At 62.5% G+C, this 19,035-nt stretch carries 15 protein-coding genes; 7 read left to right on the forward strand and 8 right to left on the reverse strand.

All coding sequences use genetic code 11. From position 1 onward, the window contains the following. Positions 1-630 precede the first annotated feature (630 nt). Together GQY20_RS29955 and GQY20_RS29960 are read right to left on the reverse strand one after the other, a co-directional pair. Entirely contained in the window at positions 631-1,974 is a 1,344-nt protein-coding gene (locus tag GQY20_RS29955) for a sensor histidine kinase (protein ID WP_198351301.1), read from the reverse strand. Positions 1,975-2,000: 26 nt separating this feature from the next. Beyond that, on the reverse strand, positions 2,001-2,678 hold the full coding sequence (locus GQY20_RS29960) for a response regulator transcription factor (protein ID WP_157220850.1): 678 nt from the start codon (positions 2,676-2,678) through the stop codon (positions 2,001-2,003). Between the two features lie 157 nt (positions 2,679-2,835). Here GQY20_RS29960 and GQY20_RS29965 point away from each other — a divergent pair, with 157 nt between their 5' ends. From GQY20_RS29965 to GQY20_RS29975, 3 genes are all read left to right on the forward strand, one after another. Next, positions 2,836-3,621, forward strand: coding sequence for an HAD family hydrolase (locus GQY20_RS29965; RefSeq protein WP_157220851.1), 786 nt, complete (start codon positions 2,836-2,838; stop codon positions 3,619-3,621). Continuing rightward, positions 3,618-4,175: a phosphatase PAP2 family protein gene (locus GQY20_RS29970; protein WP_198351302.1), complete on the forward strand. Its 558-nt coding sequence runs from the start codon at positions 3,618-3,620 to the stop codon at positions 4,173-4,175. Before GQY20_RS29965 ends, GQY20_RS29970 begins: the two co-directional genes overlap by 4 nt. 694 nt (positions 4,176-4,869) lie before the next feature. Beyond that, complete coding sequence (locus GQY20_RS29975) at positions 4,870-7,632, forward strand: bifunctional aconitate hydratase 2/2-methylisocitrate dehydratase (RefSeq protein WP_157220853.1); 2,763 nt, start codon at positions 4,870-4,872, stop codon at positions 7,630-7,632. 264 nt (positions 7,633-7,896) lie between these two features. On the opposite strand, the gene GQY20_RS29980 is transcribed toward GQY20_RS29975, so the two are convergent. The 3 genes from GQY20_RS29980 to GQY20_RS29990 all read right to left on the reverse strand — a co-directional run bounded on the left by GQY20_RS29980 (position 7,897) and on the right by GQY20_RS29990 (position 12,083). After that, on the reverse strand, positions 7,897-8,589 hold the full coding sequence (locus GQY20_RS29980; RefSeq protein ID WP_408641152.1) for a 2OG-Fe dioxygenase family protein: 693 nt from the start codon (positions 8,587-8,589) through the stop codon (positions 7,897-7,899). Positions 8,590-8,852: 263 nt separating this feature from the next. Continuing rightward, positions 8,853-11,210, reverse strand: a complete 2,358-nt coding sequence (locus tag GQY20_RS29985; protein ID WP_157220854.1) for a membrane-bound PQQ-dependent dehydrogenase, glucose/quinate/shikimate family — start codon at positions 11,208-11,210, stop codon at positions 8,853-8,855. Positions 11,211-11,570: 360 nt separating this feature from the next. Continuing rightward, a complete protein-coding gene (locus GQY20_RS29990) occupies positions 11,571-12,083 on the reverse strand; it encodes a hemerythrin domain-containing protein (RefSeq protein WP_157220855.1) in 513 nt (170 codons plus the stop codon). 304 nt (positions 12,084-12,387) lie between these two features. Between GQY20_RS29990 and GQY20_RS29995 the strand changes: the two genes are divergently transcribed. The 4 genes from GQY20_RS29995 to GQY20_RS30010 all read left to right on the forward strand — a co-directional run bounded on the left by GQY20_RS29995 (position 12,388) and on the right by GQY20_RS30010 (position 15,604). Then, positions 12,388-12,756, forward strand: coding sequence for a PRC-barrel domain-containing protein (locus tag GQY20_RS29995; RefSeq protein WP_157220856.1), 369 nt, complete (start codon positions 12,388-12,390; stop codon positions 12,754-12,756). A gap of 250 nt (positions 12,757-13,006) precedes the next feature. Next, positions 13,007-13,600 (forward strand): SRPBCC family protein, encoded by a 594-nt coding sequence (locus tag GQY20_RS30000; RefSeq protein WP_157220857.1) that lies wholly within the window; start codon positions 13,007-13,009, stop codon positions 13,598-13,600. A gap of 5 nt (positions 13,601-13,605) precedes the next feature. Beyond that, positions 13,606-14,796 (forward strand): zinc-dependent alcohol dehydrogenase, encoded by a 1,191-nt coding sequence (locus tag GQY20_RS30005; RefSeq protein WP_157220858.1) that lies wholly within the window; start codon positions 13,606-13,608, stop codon positions 14,794-14,796. 10 nt (positions 14,797-14,806) lie between these two features. Beyond that, positions 14,807-15,604, forward strand: coding sequence for an SDR family NAD(P)-dependent oxidoreductase (locus GQY20_RS30010; RefSeq protein ID WP_157220859.1), 798 nt, complete (start codon positions 14,807-14,809; stop codon positions 15,602-15,604). Positions 15,605-15,647: 43 nt separating this feature from the next. Here the strand turns inward: GQY20_RS30010 and GQY20_RS30015 are convergent, their stop codons facing one another. Genes GQY20_RS30015 through GQY20_RS30025 form a run of 3 tightly spaced genes read right to left on the reverse strand, consistent with a single transcriptional unit; the run spans position 15,648 to position 19,010 of the window. Then, the gene (locus GQY20_RS30015) at positions 15,648-17,999 is read right to left on the reverse strand and encodes an ATP-binding protein (RefSeq protein WP_157220860.1); all 2,352 of its coding nucleotides are present in this window, start codon (positions 17,997-17,999) and stop codon (positions 15,648-15,650) included. Beyond that, a complete protein-coding gene (locus tag GQY20_RS30020; protein WP_157220861.1) occupies positions 17,992-18,630 on the reverse strand; it encodes a chemotaxis protein CheX in 639 nt (212 codons plus the stop codon). Before GQY20_RS30020 ends, GQY20_RS30015 begins: the two co-directional genes overlap by 8 nt. Then, on the reverse strand, positions 18,627-19,010 hold the full coding sequence (locus tag GQY20_RS30025; protein WP_157220862.1) for a response regulator transcription factor: 384 nt from the start codon (positions 19,008-19,010) through the stop codon (positions 18,627-18,629). The genes GQY20_RS30020 and GQY20_RS30025 overlap by 4 nt, the downstream gene beginning before the upstream one ends. Between the last annotated feature and the right edge of the window lie 25 nt (positions 19,011-19,035).

Consider the following 19,035-nt stretch of genomic DNA (forward strand, 5'->3'; position numbering starts at 1 on the left):
TTCTCGCGACGCCTTATGGGATCGAACCGGACAACTCCTCGACCTCTTCCCCGCCCACGAATGTCAGAATTATATCCGCCATGCCGGATATGATCCCGTATGATCACAAAATGCTCTAGCGCGATCGCCCGCCATGCGGAAGCGCCCGCCGACAAAACGCCACACGCCGACGGACGCCCCTCAGACGGTCATTCATGGGCATGAACGAACCGCAGGCGCGCGGTAGCATGAGCTGACAAATGGGCTGAGTAAACAATTGTAAAATCGAGATGCCGAATCCGGCCTGTCACTCGCCGGATGCTAGAGTGCGGAAGCTGGACGAGAATATCAATATTTCTTCCGAACAGACGTCGATCGTTGCTGGATGTGTAGAATCCTGATCTTCGAGAAACGCTCGAAGGATTTGATCCGTACGTTGCCCGGATCAAATTGGAACGGATAAGGGAAAAGATCCACCCATTTTGTCTGCCTGTCGATCGTCACGATTCTTGCTCGCTTCTCCCTATTCCGGGATTATAGGCATCGGAGTGCCGATGAGCACTCTGCCAGGCAGAGCGCATCTTCCTCGAGCGTCGGCTCCCGCTTCCGACAATCCGATCCGATAGGCCTGCCTCGGCGGCACCGCGCCTGTCATGGCAGGAGCATCTCGACCCGCGTGCCTGCCGCAGCCGGTACGATCACGAGCTTGCCGCGATGAAAGCTCACGATCGCGGCGACGAGGCTGAGGCCGAGGCCAGTGCCAGGTTGCAGCACCGCATTCGGCGCCCGGAAGAAACGCTCGGTAACCCGGGTGACATGCTCTGGCAGGATCCCCGGCCCATCGTCGCTGACCGCAATGCGGGTGCACGCGCCGGATCGATCCGCCGTCACGAGGATGTGCCCTCCTACGCCGCCATATTTGATCGCATTGTCGAGCAGATTCGATACGGCCTGGAAGATGAGATCCGGATCCGCGCACAATGCCAGCCCCGGCTCAATCTCGGTCACGATGGACTGGCCGTGGCTTTCCGCTTCCGGCTGATGGAATTCCACGGCGTCGGCGAGCAGGGCGGCCAGATCGATGGCGCGCAGGCCGGCAGCGTGGCGGCCGCTTTCGATCCGCGCGATCTTCAGCAGCGCGTCGAAAACGGCGCGCAGGCGTGCCGCCTCGTCGATCGCCTGCTCGACCAGCGTTTCGCGCTCCTGCGCATCGGCCGCTCGACGCAATTCGTCGAGATCCGCATGCAGCCGGGCGAGCGGAGTGCGCAGTTCATGGGCGATATTGTCCGAAACCCGGCGGACGGATTCCATCAGATCCTCGATACGCGCCAGCATGCCGTTCAACGTGATCGCGAGATCGTCGAAATCGTCCCCGCTGCCACGGATGGCGATACGCTCGTGCAGATCGCCCTCCATTACACGGCGGGCGGTGCGGTTTATCGCGTCGAGCCGCATGCCTACTGCACGGCTCATCGCAAAGCCGCCAATGATGGTGAGCAGGATCGCCGCACCACCGAGCCAGAGCGCACCCTGCGCGAACAGGCGTTCGCGATCGGCGAGCATTTCGACGTCGCGTCCGACGATCAGCCTGGCTCCGTCGGACAGGGCGCGTTCGACGACGAGGGCTTCCTCGTCATGTTCGATGCCATTTTCAAAAACATCTGCTTCGAGGCGGATCGAATGGGTGATCGGCTTGCGTGGCCAACTCGGCAGATTTGCGGTGATCGCCTCGCCGTCGGATGCGATGAGCGCGTGGAAGGCGACAGTTTCCTCCCGCTTTCTCACGCGCCGCTGGAGCGCCTCGATCAATGCTGGCCGTCCATGCGCCGCGTCGATTCGGGCAAGCGTGTCGGCCTCAGCTGCCACGATGCCGAGCTCCTCCTGCATGGGGCGATGCACGCTGAGCCAGAAGGCCGCGCCGCACAGGCTCAGCAGGGATCCTAGGAACAGCCCGACATAGGTCAGCGCCAGCCGAAAGGTGAGGCTGCGCCTCATCCGATGGACAACGCCGCGCAGGGCCCTCATTCGCCGGCGCGCAGCACGTAGCCCGTGCCGCGCACGGTGTGCAGCAGGGGCTTGCCGAAGCCGCGATCGATCTTCTGGCGCAGGCGGCTGACATGCTGATCGATGATGTTGGTTTGCGGATCGAAATGATAATCCCACACATTTTCGAGCAGCATCGCGCGCGTCACCGTGCGGCCGGCATTGCGGGCGAGATATTCGATGATCCGGAATTCGCGCGCCGTAAGGTCGATGCGCTGGCCCCGTCGCGTGACCTGGTGTCCGAGCAGATCGATCGCGAGGTCTCCGACGACGATCTCGGTCGACGGCGCGATCGCTGGTCCGCGCCGTACGATGACGTCGATGCGCGCCAGCAGCTCAGACATGGCGAAGGGCTTGGTGAGATAGTCGTCTCCGCCGGCGCGCAGTCCGGCCACGCGCTCGTCCACCTCGGCAAGCGCGCTCAATATCATCACGGGCGTCGTGATGCCGCTGGCGCGCAGCGTACGGATGATGGTCAGTCCGTCGACCTGCGGAAGCATGCGATCGATGACGAGCAGATCGAAATCCTCCGACGCCGCTCGCAGCAGGCCGGACCGGCCGTCCGCCTCGCGCACCGCACTATGCCCCGCCTCGCGCAGGCCGCGTCCGATATGCTGCGCGACGCGATCATCGTCCTCGATCAGCAGGATGTTCATATCGGCTGGTTAGAGCGAACGCACAGCATGCGCCACCATGCCCAACATTTGATTTCGGCCATCTTCAGGGAGGCGGGGAAAGATGGCCGAAATCAAATGTTCGAACCATCCTATCGTCAGGCACGAGTGCCACGCCTCGCCGCGAAAGGGAGCGACGATGGCATTGAGGGATGACGGGGTGGAAAAGCCTGATGGTCCGGCGCCCCGGCCGACCCTGCTTTCGGTCTTCGATCTTGACCGCACGCTAACCCGGCTGCCCACCTACTTGCCTTTCCTTCTCTACGCCGCGTGGCAGCGCGCGCCGGAGCGCCTATTGCTGCTGCCCGCGCTGCTCGCGCCGGCGCTGGCCTATGCGCGCGGCAGCCTGCCTCGGGCGCGCATGAAGGAGCGGATGCACGCGTTGCTCCTAGGCAAGGCGCTATCGGCCCGTGAGGTGCATCTGCTGGCCGAAGGATTTGCCGAGCGGCTGGTGCGGGCGGGTATCTATCGCCAGGCGCTCGACCTCATCGCCGCGGACAGGGCGGAGGGCCGTCGCATCATTCTCGCCACCGCGGCGCCTCGCTTCTATGCGGCGGCCCTCGCCGGGCGGCTCGGCATTGGTGAGGTGGTGGCAACCGATTGCGACTGGAGGGAGACTTATCTCACGCCTCATATCGTCGGCGAGAATTGCTATGGCGATGCCAAGTGCGCGATGCTGGCGGATCATCTGAGCGCGGGCGGGATCGAGCGCGACCGGGCGCACATCCGCTTCTACTCCGACCATTGCTCAGACTTGCCGACGTTCGACTATTGCGATGAGCCCGTAGCGGTGAACCCATCCCCACGTCTGCGTGCGGTCGCTGTCGATCGCGGCTGGCGGATACTGGATTGGCGCGGTTCGGCGGCGGCTGCGCGTGCACTATGGGACGAAAAGAACGAAAGCCAGCTCGGGATGGCCAGATGACAAAGCACATATGCCATTGGCGGCCGGTGCCGGTCGCTCTCTCTTTCGTTCTCCTGTCAGCCGCCTCACCTGCCCAGGCGAGCCGTGGTGGCTGGGACGACGCCAGCACGATTGGCCGCGACGTTCTGGTCGCCGCGGCTCTGATCACGCCCGCCGTGCAAGGAGACTGGTCGGGCGAATTGCAGGCCGTTGGCAGCCTGGTCGTCGCCGGCGGCACCACCAAGCTGCTCAAAGAGGGTTTTCCGGAGCGCCGGCCTGACGGCAGCGACCGCAAGAGCTTTCCCTCGGGCCATACGTCGATCGCCTTCGCCGCGGCTGCGACGCTGGAGAACCGCTACGGCTGGAAAGCGGGCCTGCCAGCTCTGGCAGTGGCCACTTTCGTGGGCGTCGGTCGCATTGAGGCAAAACGCCACCACTGGTACGACACGGTAGCAGGTGCCTCGATCGGGCTCGCGAGCGGTTTCCTCCTGACGCGGCAAAGGCACCCGGCGGTGCGCCTCGTGCCGTGGGGAGACAGCAAGGGCGGTGGTCTCGCCTTCTCGACCCGCTTCTAGGTTGGTGTACGATTCGATCGCATCGGATCGAGCGATCTTACTCGTTTTGGTATCGTAGTTTCCGAGCTGGCAGCTGGGCCCGGCTGCTTCGCAATCGCGTCAGCGCCCCGAACCGGACGTTCGCGCATTTCATCACGTGCGAAGGCAGGGATGACTTTTCCCGAGAGCCGGGAAACGCGCGCGCGGCAGTTCGAAAAGCGCTTCTCGATCGCCGCGTGCGACTATGTCTCCCCTGGAGGCGATCTTTCCCTGGGGAAACGGCCATGGCCGTTTCCTTCGAAGCAGCGATGAGGAGCGGGGGATACAGGGTCAAGCCACTGCGACTTCGAGATCCGGTGCCAACACCGGTGCGCTACCCCCGTCTAACGAGGTAAATTCTACCGACGCCGACGAACCGGTCCGCAATTCTTTTGCAGACGGATCATGAGGTGGACGTGAGATCGTATTCCACCGGGGGGCTTTGGCGGCATAGCCTGGCCGATCTCTGACCAGTCCGGGATCGTCATGCTGGCATAGGGCGCTCACCTGACGGCGTTCGCTGGACCGAGGCGATCGCAAGCGTCTTTGTTGCAATGCGGCGTCTTGTCAGGCGACCTGGGTTCGCGTACCCGCCGCCACAACGGCCGTGGCCGGTCCACGGCCGGTGACCGGCGGCGTGTCTGCTTCTGTTGTGCACTCATGAAGGTGGGATAAGATGAGCCTCTACCTTGATTACCTGACCGAAATTCAAGGCAGAGCAACCCAGGGGCTTGCACCCAAGCCGATCGACGATGGCGGGCTCCTCGCCGAGATCATCGCGCTCATCAAGCAGCCTGGCAACGAGCATCGGGCCGACGCTCTGAAATTCTTCATTTACAATACGTTGCCAGGTACCACCAGCGCGGCGGCGGTCAAGGCCGCTTTCCTGAAGCAGATCATCCTCGGGGCAGCGGTTGTTCCGGAGATCTCGGTGGCCTTCGCGCTTGAGCTCTTGTCTCACATGAAGGGCGGCCCATCGGTCGAAGTGCTGCTCGACCTCGCGCTGGGCGATGAGCCCGCGATCGCGAAGCAGGCGGGCGACGTGCTCAAGACGCAGGTCTTCCTCTACGACGCCGATATGGCGCGTCTGCGCGACGCATTTCTGCTGGGCAACGGCATTGCGACGGAGGTCCTCGAGAGCTACGCGCGGGCTGAGTTCTTCACCAAGCTGCCCGACGTCGAGGACGAGATCCCGGTCGTGACCTTCATCGCTGGCGAAGGCGATATCTCGACCGACCTGCTGTCGCCCGGCAATCAGGCGCATTCGCGCTCGGATCGCGAACTGCATGGCCAGTGCATGATCTCGCCGGAAGCCCAGCAGGCGATCGTTGCGCTCAAGGCGCAGCATCCGGACAAGCGCGTGATGCTGATCGCCGAGAAGGGCACGATGGGCGTCGGATCGTCGCGCATGTCGGGCGTGAACAATGTGGCGCTGTGGACCGGCAAGCAATCGAGCCCCTATGTGCCCTTCGTGAACTATGCGCCCGTGGTCGCGGGCACCAACGGCATCTCGCCGATCTTCGCGACCACCGTCGACGTGACCGGCGGCATCGGCATCAACCTGAAGAACTGGGTCAAGAAGACCGGCCCCGACGGCAAACCGATCGTCAACAATGACGGAAATCCGATCCTCGAGGAGAAGTTCTCGGTCGAGACGGGCACCGTCCTCAAGATCGACGTGAAGAACAAGAAGCTCCGCAACGCGGAGGGCGAAGAACTGGTGGACGTCGCCGCCTCCTTCACGCCGCAGAAGATGGAATTCATGAAGGCCGGCAGCTCCTATGCCGTCGTCTTCGGCAAGAAGCTCCAGACTTTCGCCGCGCAGACGCTCGGGATCGAACCGACCCCGGTCTTCGCTCCGAACAAGGAGATAACTGCGGAGGGCCAGGGGCTGACCGCGGTCGAGAAGATCTTCAACCGCAACGCCGTCGGCGTGACGCCGGGCAAGGTGCTGCATGCGGGCTCCGACGTGCGGGTCAAGGTGAATATCGTCGGCTCGCAGGACACGACCGGGCTGATGACCGCGCAGGAACTGGAGGCGATGGCGGCCACCGTCATCTCTCCGCTGGTCGATGGCGCCTATCAGTCGGGCTGCCACACGGCTTCGGTGTGGGACAAGAAGGCGCAGGCCAACATCCCGAAGCTCATGGCCTTCATGAACAATTTCGGCCTGATCACCGCCCGTGATCCGAAGGGCGTCTATCATGCGATGACGGATGTGATCCACAAGGTGCTGAACGACATCACCGTGGACGATTGGGCGATCATCATCGGCGGAGACAGCCACACGCGCATGTCCAAGGGCGTGGCCTTCGGCGCGGACTCCGGCACCGTCGCACTGGCGCTCGCCACCGGCGAGGCGACCATGCCGATCCCGCAGTCGGTTAAGGTGACCTTCAAGGGCAAGATGCAGCCGCATATGGACTTCCGCGATGTCGTCCACGCCACCCAGGCGCAGATGCTGCAGCAGGCCGGCGACAATGTCTTCCAGGGTCGGGTCATCGAGGTCCATATCGGCACTCTGCTTGCCGACCAGGCCTTCACCTTCACCGACTGGACGGCCGAGATGAAGGCCAAGGCCTCCATCTGCATCTCGCAGGACGAGACGCTGATCGAGTCGCTGGAGATAGCGAAATCGCGCATCCAGATTATGATCGACAAGGGCATGGACAATGCCGCCGGGACGCTGAAGGGTCTGATCGCCAAGGCCGATACCCGCATTGCCGAAATTCGTATGGGCGAGAAGCCGGCGCTGGCCCCCGACGCCAATGCGAAATATTTCGCCGAGATCGTGGTGGACCTGGACCTGATCGACGAGCCGATGATCGCCGATCCGGATGTGAACAACGCTGATGTATCGAAGCGCTACACGCACGATACGATCCGACCGATCTCCTATTATGGCGGAACCAAGAAGGTGGATCTGGGCTTCGTTGGATCCTGCATGGTGCACAAGGGCGACATGAAGATTGTCGCGCAGATCCTCAAGAATATCGAAAAGACCGACGGCAAGGTCGAGTTCAAGGCGCCGCTGGTCATCGCGCCGCCCACCTACAATATCGTCGATGAACTCAAGGCCGAGGGTGATTGGGAGATTCTGCAGAGATATTCGGGCTTCGAGTTCGATGATGCGCACCCGAAGACGGCGTCCCGGACCGAATATGAGAATATTCTCTATCTCGAACGTCCGGGCTGTAACCTCTGCATGGGTAATCAGGAGAAGGCGGCGAAGGGTGACACCGTCCTTGCCACCTCCACCCGCCTGTTCCAGGGCCGCGTCGTCGAGGATTCCGTGGAGAAGAAGGGTGAATCGCTGCTGGCATCGACCCCGGTCGTGGTCCTCTCGACTATTCTCGGCCGCACGCCGAGCGCCCAGGAATATAAGGCCGCAGTGGAAGGGATCGATCTGACGAAGTTCGCGCCGCCGAAGGCGGCGTGATCCGAGTCCGGCCCGTATTGTCAAAAACCGGCTTCGTACCGCTATAGCAATCGCGGCAATCGCGGCATTCAATGAAGACAGCGCAGCGTCTCGCTCGCGCTGTCTTCACTGTCGCGGAATCTGTTCCGTTCCGTCAGAGATGTGGTTCCGGGATCTGGTGACGCGGATCTGACGTGAAGCGGTTGGTTGGTTGCCCCGTATGCGGATGGCTTCGCGCTGCCTGCGGCCCAGCTGCATCCTTCCATTCAGGCCGAATGGTGCGCGTCAAATTCCGGGGGGAGATAGCTGGCGGCTCCGCGTCAAAAATTTCCAGGTCACGACAAGGACGTCGCGATGGGCCGGATGGGCCGGGAAAGCCACTTTTATCGGGGTGACGCCATGCCTGATCCGCCTGTCGTCGAGGAGCACGGCATCGCCTGGATCACGAAGCATGAAGCGGCCGAGCGGCTGTTCGTCATTGCCTCCAATCTCGGTCACGCCTTCGTCCACATTTTCGCGGGATATCAACAAGACCAGCACCCAGTCGACGCCGTCTCGATGCAGACCCTCGGGCGTCGGGCGGCCGATCTCCGTCGGCGAGGCTTCGATCCTGAACTGATGCATTTCGCTGTGCCAGCACCCTGAGATATTCCGACCATCGAGTGTGCTGAACAAAGGGGTCAGGCGCTGAAAGATCGAGCGCAGGATAGCGCTGTCGGCGACGGCGGATTCAACGGGGTCGAACCAGCGCTGCACATCGCCGTTGAGCGGATTATAGTCGCGGCTTTGGAAATGCGGCTGGTGAGGCTTGCGAACGAAGTCGCGGCCGCTTGCTTCGAACACGGCGTGGCGACGGCGCCGGTAGCGCCCACCGTCCGCCATGTATCGGTCCTGCCCCAGCCTGTCCCAGGACGATGCAAAAGACGGCCAATTCTCATCGGACCAACCAGCCAGCCGTTGGAGCGCTGGTGCGGGCAAGTGAACATACCCGCTTTGGACGAGCTTCTCCCGAAAGCCAGTAATCGCATCACCATGACTCGCCACTGCGATCGGATCTCCCTACCAGCTGCAGATAGGAGGCGGTGGAGCGAATTGCGATGCCGGTGCGGTCGGCCCAATGGTGCATCATCGCCCATTCGCCGCGATAAGGTCATTCTTGGGTCGCCGGCTTTGATGGGCCCATGATCTGACGTTCAGCTTCCAGCCTTGCCGTATCCGACGAAAGCTCTTCAGGCTGCGCGTCAGTGGGGAAGGGCGAAGGCGAGCGTATAGTCGCCATAGCGGGTGCCGAGCGCGCCATGTCCGCCTGCCGTGATGACGACATATTGCCGCCCGTCACGGCCCCGATATGTCATGGGTGTTGCCTGGGCGCCGGCAGGCAGACGGGCTTTCCACAGCTCAGCGCCCGACCGTGCGTCGAATGCGCGCAGATATTGGTCGGTGGTCGCGCCGATGAACAGCAGTCCGCCGCGGGTGAGGATCGAGCCGCCGAGATTCGGAACGCCCGTCTTGATCGGCAGGCCGAGGCGGGTTCCGAACAGACCGGTGTCCCGCGCCGTACCGAGGATCTGGCTCCACAGGACGCGCCGGGTCTTCAGGTCGACCGCAGTCAGCTTGCCCCAGGGCGGCGCGCTGCAGGGTGCGCCGAACGGCCCGATCCAGGCCTGCACCACCGCCACATAGGGCGTGCCGAACTGTTGATAGTAGATTGGCGCCTTCGCATTCTCACCGCCGCGCGCGGCCGCCGCGATCATCTTCCTGCCCTCGGTCGAATCCGCCCGGACGAGATGAATCCGAAACGGCATCTCCATCGTGTTCACGGTCATGAACCCGCGTTCGGGATCGACCGCGGCGCCGCCCCAGTCGGTCACCCCATCGAAGGCGGGGTGGCCGATGATGGGGGTCATGCCGATCGGCGCGTAGATGCCCGCGGCCCGGGCCTCGCGAAACTGGATGCGACAGACGAGCTGGTCGATCGGCGTCGCACCCCATGTCGCCGTCTCGGTGGGCGGTGGTGGGGTGAAGGAGGGCATCCCGACCGAAAAGGGCTGCGTCGGCGAGAAGCGTTCGTCGGTCATTCCACCTTGTGTTGGCACGCGCCGTTCGACGATCTGGGCAAGCGGCGCGCCCGTCAGGCGGTTGAGAAGATAGACCTGGCCCATCTTGGTGGTCTGGACGAGCGCCGGGACGGTAGCACCACCCGCTGCCTGAAGATCGATCAGCGAAGGGCCGACAGGCACGTCCATGTCCCACATGTCACGGTGCACGAGCTGGCGATGCCAGCGCATCCTGCCGGTGGCGATGTCGAGAGCCACGATCGACGTACCATATTTGTCATCGAAGGGACGGCGGCGCCCGATCCAGTAATCCGGCGTCGCGTTGCCGGTCCCGAGATAGACGATGCCGTTTTTCGGATCGGCGGTCATCGCACCCCAGACATTGGGTGTGCCGCGCGTGTAGGTTTCCGTCCCGGAGAGAGGCTTGACGGCGTCATCGCCGCGCCCGACGTCCCAGCTCCATATGGGCGCGCCAGACACGGGATCATAAGCGCGTACCACACCGGCGGGTTCGTCGACTGCGACATTGTCGATCACGCGTTCACCAATGATCAGGCGGCCGTTTGCGACCACGGGCGGTGACGTGCTGATCTGGAAGGCGGCGGGGGAGGGACCCATATTCTCGCGCAGGTCGATATGCCCTTTTCGCGCGAAGCTCGCGCAGGGGCGACCGGTATCTGCATCCAACGCATAGAGTTTGGCGTCGAAGGTCGGCGCGAAGATGCGGCGAGGGCAGGGCGTCCCTGCTGGCGCCTCGAAATAGGAAACGCCGCGGCAGACCAGATAGCTATTGCCTTTGATATCGGCAGTGCTGTGCCAGCTCCATCGGGTCTTGCCCGTCGTCGCGTCGATCGCCTGGACATAGCTGTGCGGCGTGCAGGTGTAGAGCGTATCGCCCACCTGGATCGGAGTGGCTTCAGAATGATATTCGCGCAGGTGCCTGACCGCTTCATCCGCCATCACGACGTCTCCCGTGCGCTGGGTCCAGGCCAGCTGGAGCCGGGCGACATTGGCGGGTGTGATCTCGTCGAGGGTGGAATAGCGATCGCCAGCCAACGTGCCGCCATAATGTGACCAGTCCTGCATGCCGGACGCCGATCCGGCCGTGGCGGCCGTTGCCGAGGCTGTCGCCTGCCCGGCGGACGGGGCGAGACCGTGAAGCACGAGGGCAGTTGCGCTTGCGAGCAGAAGGAATGTTAAGGCCGAAGCCGGCACGCGCCCCCGCAGCGGCCGGCGGATCAAGGTGAGGGCCACAAGGATGAGGAGAACGGTCGGCGCAACGAGACGCGGGATGAGCTGAAGGCCGTCGAGTCCAACCTCCCAGATCGCCCAGGCCAGCGTCGCAATCCAGACGAGCAGGTAGAGCATGGCGCCTCGCCGGTCCCGCCGTCCCAGGAGGGCCCCGCTCACGATCATGGCCAGCCCGGCTAGACCATAATAGATCGAACCTCCCAGCAATGCGAGCTTGCTTCCCGCGACCAGGAAGAAGCCGCCGAGAAGTGCGATGAGCCAGCCCAGTGCGATCGCATAAATCTTTGCCATGTCGCGGTACCCTAATGCGCCAGTTGCCGATCAGGCTATGGCGGCCCGCGAGAGGAACACATTCGGCGGCAAATGGTGCCGCCCCGAACGACCGCCCGGAGCAGACCACGCACTGTGGCGTAGCGGAGAGAGGCGGATCATTGCGTCTCTCTAGATCGCCCGCACTCGTTTCGCACCTCCATCGCAACAGGCGCCGGCAGATGCGGGATAATCAGATTGTGGCCAGCAATAGCTGCATTCCGGCCTTTTCCTTCCCATCAGCTCATCCAGCGTCTGCCACGCAAAACTGCGGACGGGCGCCGGACCGCATCTCCCTACAGGCGCTCGTCAAACTCCATTACAAAGGGTTCACATGGACCGTCAGGCCAAGGCGAGCTTGACTGCGACCGGCTTTGCAGGTGGCAGCCCGTCCTGTTTGGACTTTTCGAGCAGGTCCTGCTTGCGTGCCATCATGGCGTCACGCAATGCGACGAGATCGACATCGGTCTTGCGACATTGGGCGAACATGCCTTCACTGGGCATCTCTTCCTCATGCACATGATGTTTGATTTCTTCGGACAGCACCGTGATCTTCGCATCGTAGAAATTATCGGAAGGGCTGGCTGCCTCGATGTCGTTGACGAGCAGCTTGGCGCCATCATGCTCGACATAGGCTTCGTCGAGCGTGTCGTCCTCGATCTTTCCGCGAAAGGCAGGGTAGAAAATCTCCTCCTCAATCAGCGTGTGGATCTTCAGTTCGGTGCAGATCTCCCCCGCAAGCTGCTGCTTGCGGTTGTCATCGCGTGCTTTTTCAAACGCGGCGAACAACTGCTCGACCTTGCGATGATCCGCCTTCAGCAAGGCGATAGCATCGGTGAACATGGCCTCGGTCATGGGCGTATCTCCATTGCGTGGGAATGGCAGCTAAACCGCGATGCGGCGCCATGAGTTCCGATGAGCGGGAAGGAAAAGAACAAAGGCAAATGGAGTTGATCAATGTTAATCATCTGCCGATCAATGCAGCAACGGTCGATGAGGATATCCGGAAAGCGGGAGAGCGATCTCCAATAATTGCGGCCACTAGCCCAAGGAACTGGATCCCCTAATTCCCGAGCGCTGATCTCGATCAAGTCTCGCGTCCATAATCTGCGCTATCCAGTATGTGAACGGGCGTGGGGCGAGTCGAGGAGACGAGCACATGGCGGATATCGGGATCGCAACGGACGAGACGTCCACTCTGATAGCATCCAACAAGGTAGAAGGAACGTCCGTCTACAACCGCGAGGGCGAAAAGCTCGGCAGCATCTACAACTTCATGGTAGACAAGGTTTCCGGCGAGGTTGAATATGCCGTCCTTCAGTTCGGCGGCTTCCTGGGTTTGGGTAGCGACTATTATCCGCTGCCTTGGGAGATGCTCACCTATGAACCGCAGCAGGGCGGCTATGTGGTCGACATCGACAAGGAGACGCTGCGGGACGCGCCGCATTATGCCAATGACGAGCCGGCATACGACCGTGCTTATGGCGAGCAGGTCTATGGCTATTACGGATTGACCTATTTTCCCTGATCCTGGAACGGAGCCAGACTCCAGCAGCCTGGCTCCTATCCCGTCAGCCTGCAAGCGCATTGACACCTTATATCTTCGGAGATGTGAAGACGGACTGGTCGCTAACCTAGGCTATTATGCGCCCGTTCGGGGCCATGCGACCATTGCGGATTCACATAGATCACGTCTGCGCGGTTATTCCCAGCACGGGTGGGAACGGCGTGTTCTCCGGTTGGTTCTGGCTCAACCCTCCACACGAGAGAGCCTTACCATGAGCGATTCCACGACCTGCGCCTCGCAGGACGACGCCCCTTTGACCGCGTCAAAGCGCAGCGATGCGGTGGATGCGGCGACGGCGGCGTTGGTCGAAGCGAAGGGCGATACACTTGTCGGCCGCACCGTGACAGTTAATCGACCGCGCGAGGAACTCTATAATTTTTGGCGTGACCTTTCGAACCTGCCGGCCTTCATGGAGAATGTCGAACGTGTCGACGTCATCGATGATCTCCGATCGCACTGGGTTGTCAAGGCGCCCGGTGGCCGGACAGTCGAGTGGACATCGGTGATCACCGAGGATCGTGCAGGCGAGCTGGTAGCGTGGGCGTCCGAAGACGGCGCGGACGTACCGAACAGCGGCCGGATCGATTTCCGCGACGCGACGGGAGGGCGCGGCACCTGCGTCACCGCGACCATCCTCTATGATCCACCCGCAGGCGCGGTCGGCCGATTGATCGCCAAGCTGTTCCAGCGCGAACCTGCCATCCAGGCGCGCCGCGATCTCCGCCGCTTCAAGCAGCTCATGGAAACCGGCGAGATCGCCACCTCCGCGCGCACGCGCGCGCAGCGCGAACAAGAGAGGGATTGAGACCGATGCGCGCACTGACCTGGCACGGCAAGCATGACGTCCGCGTCGAGACGGTTGACGATCCGGAGATTCTCAATCCTCGCGACGCGATTATCCGCATCACCTCCACTGCAATCTGCGGTTCGGATCTGCATCTCTATGATGGCTATATTCCGACGATGCAGAAGGGCGACATCCTCGGCCACGAGTTCATGGGCGAAGTGATCGAGACCGGGACCGGATCAACGCTCAAAAAGGGCCAGCGCGTGGTCGTGCCTTTCACCATCGCCTGCGGTGCCTGCTTTCATTGCTCCAAGCATCAATATTCTGCCTGCGACAATGGTAATCCTGCGGACAATCAGGACATTGCAATGGAGCTATATGGCCAGCCAATGTCCGGCCTGTTCGGCTACAGCCACATGACCGGCGGATATGCTGGCGGCCAGGCCGAATATGTTCGCGTGCCGTTTTCCGACGTCGGGCCGATCGTGATCCCGGACGGCATCGAAGACGAGAAGGTGCTGTTCCTGTCGGACATATTGCCGACGGGCTGGATGGCGGCCGAGAATGCCGAGATCGAGCCGGGCGACACGGTAGCGGTCTGGGGTTGCGGCCCGGTTGGCCTGTTCGCGGTGCAGTCGGCGTTTTTGATGGGTGCCGAGCGCGTGATCGCGATCGATCACTTCCCGCACCGGCTGGAACTGGCCCGCCGGTTCGGTGCCGAGACGATCAATTTCGAGGAAAGCGCGACCTATGAAGCGCTAATGGAGATGACCGGCGGAATCGGTCCTGACGCGGTGATCGACGCGGTGGGCCTCGAGGCGCATGGCTTCTTCGTCGATAATGTGATCGATCAGATCAAGGCCTCGACCTTTCTCGGCACGGATCGCCCCCATTCGATCCGCCAGGCGATCATCGCGTGTCGCAAGGGTGGCCGGGTCTCGATGCCGGCGGTTTATGGCGGCTTCGTAGACAAGTTCCCGCTCGGCGCGTTCATGGAGAAAGGGCTGACGCTCAAGACCGGCCAGACCCATGTCCAGCATTATATGCCCGCGCTTCTGAATGCGATCATCGAGGAGCGGGTCGATACCACCTTCCTGATCAGCCACCGGTTACCGCTCGAGCAGGCACCCGAGGGCTACAGGATGTTCCATGACGAGCAGAACACGGTGACCAAGGTCGTGCTCAAGCCCGGCATGGCATTTGGGGCCGAATAGGAGATTTCGCATGGCGGACAAGTTCGCGATCGTGACCGGTGCGTCGACTGGCATCGGCTTGGAGCTGGCGGCCCTCGCCGCGCAGAATGGCTATGACCTGCTGGTCGTAGCCGACGAATCCTATATCAACGATGCCGCGTCGGACCTCCGGCAATATGGCACCGAGGTGAAGCCGTTGGAGGCCGATCTATCTACACTGGACGGCGTCGATGCGCTGCTCGCTGCGACGAGCGGACGCCGGATTGACCTGCTTTGCGCTAATGCCGGCCGTGGGCTGGGTCGCGCTTTCCTCAGCCAGTCGGTGGATGACTGGCGCCGGGTGATCGACACCAATGTCACCGGGACCCTGTATCTCTTGCAAAAGATCCTTCCCGACATGGTGCGGCGGGACGATGGCAAGGTGCTGATCACCGGATCGATCGCCGGCTTCATGCCCGGCAGCTTTCAGGCGGTTTACAATGGCTCCAAGGCGTTCATCGACAGCTTTGCCGACGCGATCCGCAACGAGTTGAAGGACAGCAAGGGGTTGACGATCACCACGCTGATGCCCGGTCCTACCGAAACCGAATTCTTCGATCGAGCCGACATGATGGACACCAAGGTCGGTACTCAAAAAAAGGACGATCCCGCCAAGGTCGCGAAGGACGGCTGGGATGCCCTGATGGCGGGCCATGCGCACATCGTCTCTGGCTGGAAGAACAAGGTGCAGGCGGCCGTTGCCCATGTCGCGCCTGCTTCTACCCTGGCCGAGCGGCATCGCGAAATGGCTGAACCCGGCACCGCCGAGCGCGACAGGAGGAACGATTGATACAGCGCCGGAGCAGGTGCGCGACGGGCGGGGCCTCGCTAGATCAGCGGGCGTCGAGAATCTCGCGCACCTTCCTGGCCAGCGTCTTGAAGGTGAACGGCTTCGCCAGAAGCTCCACGCCCTCGTCCAACCGGCCGTCATGCATGATCGCGTCGCGCGTATAACCGGAGCTGTACAGGACCTTGAGCCCAGGCTGCCGTTCGACAGCGGCCCGGGCCAGTTCGCTGCCCGACATGTTGGGCATGACCACGTCGGTCATGAGCAGGCTGATCGGCAGTTCCTGTTTGTCGAGTAGCCGGAGTGCGGATGCGCCGTCATGTGCCTCGATCACACGGTATCCCAGCTCGCGCAGCACGCCGACCGTGTAGGCTCGCACGTCATCGTCGTCTTCGACGACCAGCACCGTCTCGTCGGCCGATCCTTGTTCGACGCCATTGCCCTCCGGAAGCATGTCCGCCGCCACGACAGCGTCGGCGCGAGACAGCAGCAAGGTCACGCTGGTGCCTGCACCGGGCTCGGAAGAAACCGTGACCCCGCCGCCCGACTGGCGTGCGAATCCATAGACCATGGACAAGCCGAGGCCCGTTCCCTTGCCGACCTCCTTGGTCGTGAAAAAAGGATCGAACACCCTGGCGAGGGTGGCGCCATTCATGCCGATGCCGGTGTCGATGACGGTGATCGCCACATATTCGCCAGGAGCGACGCCCTCCGGAGCCGTTTCCGAAACGACGCGCTGATGGCGCGCGCTGATCGTGAGCGTACCCCCGCTTGGCATTGCGTCGCGGGCATTGACGGCGAGATTGAGAATCGCATTCTCGAGCTGGTTCGGATCCGCCTCGATCCGCCAGAGATCGTCAGGGACATCGATCACGATGGCGATCGATTCACTGATCGCTCTGCTCAGCAGATCCGACATGCCCGAGATGAGCCGTGCGACATCGAGGATCCGGGGATTCAGCGGCTGGCGCCGTGAGAAGGCCAGTAGACGGTGGGTGAGAGCGGCCGCGCGTTCCGCCCCCTTTGCTGCATGTTCGAGGGCGCGCCTGAGCCGCGGGTCAGCATTTGCGTCGAGGCGTCGCGTCGCCGTATCGACACTGCCGATGATGATGGTGAGCAGATTGTTGAAATCGTGCGCGATGCCTCCGGTGAGCTGGCCGACCGCTTCCATCTTTTGCGATTGCCGGAGAGCTTCCTGGGCAAGCGCGAGCTCGCCCTCGGCGCGCTTTGCCTCGGTCACGTCGTAGGAGGTGCCGGAGGCCCCGATAATTTTGCCCTCGGCGTTCAACAATGGATTGAAACGCACTTCGAACCAACGCGGTTCGCGTTCTTTCTCGCCAAATTCCTCGGTGACGACGAATATTTCCCCTGCGAGCGCCCGCGACCATATGGCCCGCTGCCGGTCGCCATGTCCGGGCAAGCCGTCGAATAATGCCAGGAAATTGTCTCCGACCTCCGGCCGTCGGCCATAGGCCTTGTCGAACACCGCCACATTCGCCGGATTGATCGCCAGGATGCGATATTGATGATCGAGCACGGTTACCGCGGCCGGCGAGCACGCGACGACGTCGGCATAGACCTTTTTTTCCAGCAGCGCCTCGGCGACGCGCTGCTCGAGCGTTTCGTTGAGGCCGCGCAGTTCGGCCTCGCGTCGCTTGGCATCGGTAACGTCGTAGACGACGCCGAGCAGACGGTAACCGCCGGCATCGCCATCACGGATCACTTCGCCGCGGCGGGCGATCCAGCGTATCGCCTCGTCGTCGCCCCGACGGATCTGAAAGTCTCCGTCGAGCATCGCGGGAATCGCGTTGTCGGCCCCTTCCGGGATCAGCGGACGCGCGGGCTCGAGCAATACCCCATTGATCGTTCGGACCGGCAGGCGATCGGTCGGATGCAAACCGAGCAACCGGCAGAACTCATGACTTACGGAGACGGTGGCGAAGCCGTCGCTATATTCGAAGGTGCCGATGCCCCCTGCGCTTTGCGCGACACGCAGACGCTCCTCGGTACGCTTGCGTTCGGTAACGTCGACGATGAGGCCGGTGAAGCGTACCGGTTCATCGGCCGCGTCCCGGTGGCTCTGGCCCCGTCCGTGCATCCACAGCACGGCACCGGTCGGATCGATGACCCGGAATTCCTTCGAGAAGAGTTCGGCACCAGCGAGAAGCCCGGCGACCGCGATGCGGATCCGGGCCCGGTCGTCCGGGTGGATCGCCGCGAAGAAGCATCGCGTCGGGTAGCCGGTTGCGTTCGCGGTTCGATCGAGCGCATAAAGCTCTGCGAAACGATCGTCTACATACAGCCGATCGGCCGCGATATCCCAATCCCAGGACCCGCTTGCCCCGGCAGCGGCAAGCACTGCGCGAAGCTGATCGTCGCTCGGCCGTTGATCAGCCATCGTCACCCACGACACGGGCGATGAACTCGTCTAGCAGTTCCTTCAGCGTCGCCAGCGACGGGATGTCCATGAGCATGGCGATATAGCCACGGATGTCGCGCTTGCGGATTGCGAAATCGACATAGAGGAAAAGCACCAGTCCCTCGGTGTCGCCCTTGTCGTCGACCTCGAACAGGGTTGCTCCGTCGCCGCGCAGCACCTCCGGGATGGTCATGCTGAGCGAACGCTTGAGCATGTTCGCCATCGTTGCAAGGCAGCTGTTGAGGATGACGTTGCCGGTCTCCCCCAGCGCTTCATGCTCCATCTCGACCACGTCTTCGACGGATAGTTCGCCGCCGGTGACTGCGCGCACGAGTTCCAGGCTGTTGGTCTCCGGAAAGATCAGCAGCGCCCGGCCGGAAAATGGCCCAGAGAAATCCTGGCGGACGGCGACCAGATCCGTTGCTTCGCGTTCGGCGATCAGGCGAGCGGCGCGGCGCTGGTTCACGACCTCGATCGACGGGACCGACAGCAACACCTGGTCGCCGACCATCTTGCGCAGGTTCGACGCGGCACGGCTGACGCCGATGTTGACGATCTCGGTCAGCGCGTCGCGTTCGAGTTCGCCGAGTGATATCTGCTCCGGCGTCATGACCTCGTGTTTCTCAGCTTCAGCGCGGCACCCGACACGAAGCCCGAGAGGCCTTCGCTGGTGACGGGTTTGGCGATGAACGCCGCACCGACCTCGCGTGCGCGTGCAATCACCTCGTCCTGAATGTTGGCGGTGATGATCGCAATCGGCATCTCGGGCCGCAGAGCGCGCAGCTCGGCGGCGAGTTCCAACCCATCCTTTTCGGTCATGTTGAAATCGACGAGTGCGATATCGATCGATAGCTGTCCGATCTTCTCCAACGCTTCGGCGGCGCTGCCGGCCTCGACCTTGGTCCAGTCCGGCTGCAGCTCGGCGAGCGCCTTGCCGGCGACGATCCGTGCCAATTTGCTGTCATCTACGATCAGGACGGTCCTCACCACATGCGACTCCGAAACTCTCTGGGTA

The sequence above is a fragment of the Flavisphingomonas formosensis genome (genome assembly GCF_009755815.1).
Taxonomy (GTDB): Bacteria; Pseudomonadota; Alphaproteobacteria; order Sphingomonadales; family Sphingomonadaceae; genus Flavisphingomonas; species Flavisphingomonas formosensis.